The following is a 1,114-nucleotide window of genomic DNA, read 5'->3' on the forward strand; positions in this document are numbered from 1 at the left end:
CGACCCGGACCACCAAGAAGCCGGTGGCGAACGCCAGGCTCAGCGTCCTGGAGATCGACCTGTTCGCCGGTCCGGGCCAGAACGAGGCGGATGGCTGCCTCATGCCGCCGGTCCACTTCCAGAGCAACGTGGAATCGACCAAGCGCGAGATATGGGTGTCCTACGCGTGGCTGGTCGACGGCAAAACCGTCGACAGCAGCAAGTCGTGGGTGTCCGCCGACAGCTACACCATGTTCGTGACGTCCGGGCAGTACATGCTCGACGCCGGCCGCCACACCGTCACCCTGCGGGCCACCTCGCCGTCCGCGGCGCAGAGAAGCACCTCGTTCAGCGTCTGCGCCATGGAAACCTGGTGACGCCCGAGGCCATCGGCCCGTACCGGGTCGTCGGGCGGCTCGGCGAGGGCGGCCAGGGTGTGGTCTACCTGGGCACCGCCCCCGACGGCACGCAGGTCGCGATCAAGGTGCTGCGGGAGGGCGTGCCCGGCGACGGCCGGTTCGCCAAGGAGATCGCCGCGGCGCGGCGGGTGGAGCCGTTCTGCATCGCGCAGGTGCTCGACGCGTCGCTGGGCGCACGGCCGTACATCGTGACCGAGTACGTCGAAGGCCCCTCCCTGCACAAGGCGGGCCTGCACACGGGGGCGGACCTGCAACGGCTGGCGGTAGCCACGGCCACGGCGCTGGCCGCCATCCACCGGGCCGGCGTCGTCCACCGCGACTTCAAACCCGCGAACGTCCTGCTCGGGCGCGACGGGCCGCGGGTCATCGACTTCGGCATCGCCCGCGCCGTGGACGCCGCCGTGACGCGTACCAGCAGCATCGTGGGGACGCCCGCGTACATGGCGCCCGAGCAGTTCGCGGGCGCCACCGTCGGCCCGGCCGCCGACGTGTTCGCCTGGGGAGCCGTCATGGTGTACGCGGCCACCGGCACCCCGCCGTTCGGCAACGACTCCCTGCCTGCGGTCCTCAGAAGGATCCAGTACGAGGAGCCGAGGCTCGACGGCGTGCCCGAGTCGCTACGCCTGATCGTCCACCGCTGCCTGGACAAGGACCCCACCGCCCGCCCGGCCATGCACGACGTCCTCTTCCAGCTCATCGGCGGCCGCCCCCATCCC

Annotated in this window: 2 protein-coding genes; both read left to right on the plus strand. The window is 71.5% G+C overall.

Going from position 1 to position 1,114, the window contains the following annotated elements:
• The coding region (locus tag ITP53_RS58865; protein WP_236052261.1) for a hypothetical protein at nt 1-356 on the plus strand (356 nt) is incomplete at its 5' end.
• Nucleotides 353-1,114, plus strand: a 762-nt coding sequence (locus ITP53_RS55475) for a serine/threonine-protein kinase (protein WP_328818975.1), incomplete at its 3' end; no start/stop codon positions are given. The genes ITP53_RS58865 and ITP53_RS55475, both read left to right, overlap by 4 nt.

Source organism: Nonomuraea cypriaca, from assembly GCF_015645445.1.
GTDB lineage: Bacteria > Actinomycetota > Actinomycetes > Streptosporangiales > Streptosporangiaceae > Nonomuraea > Nonomuraea cypriaca.